Source organism: Actinomycetota bacterium (assembly GCA_030017835.1).
Classification (GTDB): Bacteria; Actinomycetota; Aquicultoria; order UBA3085; family Oleimmundimicrobiaceae; genus Yes70-04.
In genome coordinates this window covers 1-4,060 of the sequence record JASEGU010000035.1, presented here as the reverse complement: position 1 = coordinate 4,060, position 4,060 = coordinate 1, and the positions used below count along the sequence as shown (strand labels likewise).

Sequence of the window (4,060 nt, the reverse complement as noted above, 5' to 3'; positions counted from 1 at the left end):
CCCAGCTCAAAGAGGACGCTGATCGCTATAGCGTCTCAGAATCAGCCTCGAGCCACGCCGCTTTTAACTGGCTCAGCCAGTTATTTTCGGACGGTAGATCGAATCATCTAGGACCTCTCAAGTTCAGACCGCTCGGTATCTTAAAGGCGCTCCTTAAGCCCTCCAAGAAGGTGGGATGATTTGGCAAAGAGCAGACTCGAAGGCGAATACGTAAAGGACATATTCTGCAAGGTCTCAAAGAGGTATGACCTCACCAATTCCATTTTAAGCTTCGGCCTTCAAAGCGGCTGGAAGGAATATGCGGTCACCCAGCTCGGCGACCTCACCTCCGGCTCATACCTTGATATCTGTACCGGCACCGGCGACCTGGCCATGAGGATTGCCGAAAAGGGTTTCAAGACCAAGGTCAAGGCCGTCGATTTCTGCCCCGACATGCTGGCCATCGCAAGATCGAAGGCGGCCGCGCAGAATCTGGACCGCAACATCGATTTTGAACTGGCCGACGCGACCGAGCTGCCCTTCAAGGACGACAGCTTCGATGGGGCTTCGGTCGGCTTTGGGATCAGAAATGTGGACAATATGGAGGAGGTCTTCTCAGGGATGCACCGGGTGATAAAACCGGGCAAGAGGGCGGTCTGTTTGGAGTTCTCTGCCCCGCCATCTCCCTTCTTAAGCCGGGCCTACTCACTCTATCTGGCCGTCGTAATCCCGATCCTGGGCGGCCTGGTTGGCGGGGATTTCGAATCCTATCGTTACCTCGCCTCATCCATAAAGAACTTTCCAAACCAGAGGGAACTCAAGAAGATGATGACGGGAGCCGGTTTCAAAGAGGTCGATTATATCAACTTGAATCTAGGCATAGTCGCCGTCCACGTGGGAACCAAATGACCGCAAGCGATTTTTACGGGATCCAGCTTGGCCGACAGGTAATGGAAGACTTGCAATCGGTCGAATCTCGTCTCAAGCACCTCTTTGACGAGGGTGGTCAGCTTGTACTCAAGCCGGCCGCAAAGATCGTTACCTTCGGAGGAAAGAGGCTTCGGCCCACCTTGACCCTGGTCTGCGGTCAATCCACAAAGGAGGACCGGAATAAACTGATCCTGGCCGCTCTGGCCATAGAGTTGGTTCACGCCGCCTCTCTGATCCACGATGATGTCTTGGACGGTGCCCTAAAGAGACGGGGGTTCGATACCGTAAACTTCCTCCTTGGCGGCCAAGCGGCCATCTCGGTCGGTGATCACATCTTTGGGTTAGCCTTCGAAATCATCTCATCTTTGAACGAGCCCAAGGTTTTAAGGGCCCTGAGCGCGGCCGTTCTCGACCTGACCAAAGGCGAGATCGAGCAGACCCAGGCCCTTAGGGATACGGGTCAGACCGTCGAGGGCTATCTGAATAAATCACTGCGCAAGACGGCCTCCCTTTTTGCGGCCGCCTGCTTCACGGGAGCGTCCATCGCTCCGCTCAGCGAAGAAGAGGCCCTTGCGGTCAGAGATTTCGGCGAGGCGATCGGCGTGGCCTTTCAAATATATGACGACATCTTGGACATCACGGCGGACCGAAAAGATCTCGGCAAGCCGGTCGGAATCGACATAAAAGAGGGCGTCGTCACCCTGCCCATCATCTACGCCATCGAGGAGAGTAAGAGGAGTGAGGATTTACAAAGGGTGATAAAGGATGTAAATTCATCTGACTATGATATCCTTTTCGCCACCGGGATCATCAAGGAGACCTCGGCCATAGCGAGAGCCAAGGAGAAGGCAACCTTGTTCGTCAAGCGTGCCCTTGAAGCGCTCGCTCCCTTGCCGAACCAAAACCTTAAGCTGTCGCTAGCTTCGATCGGCAAGTTCGTCGTCGAACGCTATCACTGATTTTTCATCGTCAAATAGACATGTCTTTATGGAGGATAGATGTTACTCACCGCCAGATGGGTTCTACCGATAAGCGAGCCTCCAATCGAGGATGGCGCGGTCCTTGTGGACGGCAGCCGGATTGTCGAGATTGGAGAGCTAAAGGAGCTTTCAGCCAAATATCGAAGCGAAGAGATCAAGGATTTGGGCCTCTCGGTCATCATGCCCGGTTTCGTCGATGCCCACTCCCACTTGGAGTATAGTGTCTTTCGCGGCTCCTGCGACGATCTCGCCTTTTCCGATTGGAAGCTTCAAGTCACCGAAAAATCGCGTCTTTTGAGCAAGGAGGATTGGCTCGTCTCGGCCCGCCTGGGAGCCCTGGAGGCCATCTCCAGCGGCATCACCTCCATCGCTGATACCACGAGCTCTGGGGCGAGTCTTTGGGCAACCAAGGAGGCCGGCCTTAGTGGGATAATCTTCTGCGAGGTCTTAGGCATGGATAACTCCAAGGTCGAGGCGCTGATAGCTGAGGCCAAGGAGAACGTCAAGTCCTGGCAGGTCGAGACGAAGGGGACCGGCATCAGCATCGGGGTCTCGCCCTATTCCGTTTATGCGGTCAGCCCGCTCCTCTTCAAGGCGGTCAGCGCCTGGGCCAAGAAAGACGGCCTTGCGGTCTCATTCCACTTGGCCGGCTCTTCCGACGAGGTGGAGTTCGTCAAATACGGTGCGAGTCCCCTTGCCACCAGGTATTTGAAGGAGATGGGCTGGGATGACCTTCTCTGGCAGCCCATGGGGGTCAGTCCGGTCAAATATGTCGAGCAGTGGGAGGCCTTGGAGTCTGGTAAGGTCATCGCCGTCCACTGCGTTCAGGTTGATGACTACGACATAGACATCTTGAAGAAATACGGCGTTTCGGTCGTCCACTGTCCCAAATGCAGCGCAAAGCTCGGCATGGGCATCGCCCCCTTGAGCAAATTTCTTTCAAGGGGGATAAAGGTCGCCATCGGCATGGATAGCCCGGCCAGCAATAACACGATGGATATGTTCGATGAGATGAGGATCGGTCTTCTCCTGCAGAGGGGAAAAGAGGCCAAGGTAAAGGGCTTCTCGGCCGGGGCCTTCATCCGCATGGCCACTCTTGGCGGGGCCGAGGTCTTGGGACTCGATTCCAAGGTCGGCTCCTTAGAAAAGGATAAGGAGGCCAACATCATAGCCGTCGATATATCAAATACCCACACCAATCTAACCTGCGATCCCTACTCATCATTGGTCTATACGGCAAATCAGGAGGATGTCGTCTTCACCATGATAGGAGGAAAAATAGTATATGAAGGAGGTGAACACCTCACCTTGGATAGGGAGGCGATAAGGGCAGCATCCGAGCCCATCATAGCCAAACTGAAAGGTTGAGGTGGTATCATGAAAGAGACCGGACTCGTAATAGAGCTCAAAGAAAATAAGGCGGTCGTAGAATTCGAGCGCTCACCGGCCTGCACGGGCTGCAAGGCCTGCTCGGCCAGCGTCAGCGGAACGATGAGGACCGAGGCTACAAACAACCTCGGAGCCGAGGTCGGCGACCGGGTGGCCTTAAATGTTAGATCCAAGAATATGGTCGCCGCCTACGCCATAGTATTCATAATCCCGCTCATCTTCCTCTTGGCCGGTTTTTATCTCGGCCTCTACCTCTCGAACTATATCAAGATGGAGGCCGATACTCTGGGCTTCATCATGGCTCTGGCCAGTCTGGGCCTATCTTATATCGTCATAAGGAAGCTGGATCGGCGGGCCTCCAAGATAGACTCCTTCCGCCCGGAAGTGGTAAAGGTCTACAAGAGAGAAGGGGCTTAAGTTGGCCAAAATTGGAGATGATGATCTCTTTGCCGATGAGAGCCCAAAAGGCGGGTCAAGACCAAAGCCTTCAAAAGAGGGAGCCGAAAAGGGCGATAAGATCAGAGGAGTGGCCGCAGTCGTCGTAGTTGCCTGGTTCATCGTCGGTTTCATTGCCGGCTACGCCTATAAGACTTTCAGCATAATGGGCCTTGAAGAGACGGAGAAGAAGGTTGTCATCCCGCCGCCACTGACGGAGGAGCAGATAATGAGCGGCGAGCAGCCGGCCGGTCACCCCGAAATTGAGGGCGCAGAGAAGCCATAAAACTGTTGACGCTTGCAATTTAAAAAGAAGAGACTGATTTTTGATGTCCCATCAGTCCATA

5 protein-coding genes are annotated in these 4,060 nt (G+C 54.3%); all 5 read left to right on the top strand.

All coding sequences use genetic code 11. From position 1 onward, the window contains the following. Positions 1-180 precede the first annotated feature (180 nt). Genes ubiE through QMD53_06520 form a run of 5 tightly spaced genes read left to right on the top strand, consistent with a single transcriptional unit; the run spans position 181 to position 3,999 of the window. Entirely contained in the window at positions 181-888 is a 708-nt protein-coding gene (gene ubiE / locus QMD53_06540) for a bifunctional demethylmenaquinone methyltransferase/2-methoxy-6-polyprenyl-1,4-benzoquinol methylase UbiE (protein MDI6800302.1), read from the top strand. Beyond that, entirely contained in the window at positions 885-1,868 is a 984-nt protein-coding gene (locus QMD53_06535) for a polyprenyl synthetase family protein (GenBank protein MDI6800301.1), read from the top strand. The genes ubiE and QMD53_06535 overlap by 4 nt, the downstream gene beginning before the upstream one ends. A gap of 39 nt (positions 1,869-1,907) precedes the next feature. Beyond that, positions 1,908-3,257, top strand: a complete 1,350-nt coding sequence (locus QMD53_06530) for an amidohydrolase family protein (protein ID MDI6800300.1) — start codon at positions 1,908-1,910, stop codon at positions 3,255-3,257. 9 nt (positions 3,258-3,266) lie between these two features. Beyond that, positions 3,267-3,695: a SoxR reducing system RseC family protein gene (locus QMD53_06525; GenBank protein MDI6800299.1), complete on the top strand. Its 429-nt coding sequence runs from the start codon at positions 3,267-3,269 to the stop codon at positions 3,693-3,695. A 1-nt stretch (position 3,696) separates the two neighbouring features. Beyond that, positions 3,697-3,999: a hypothetical protein gene (locus QMD53_06520; GenBank protein MDI6800298.1), complete on the top strand. Its 303-nt coding sequence runs from the start codon at positions 3,697-3,699 to the stop codon at positions 3,997-3,999. Positions 4,000-4,060 lie beyond the last annotated feature (61 nt).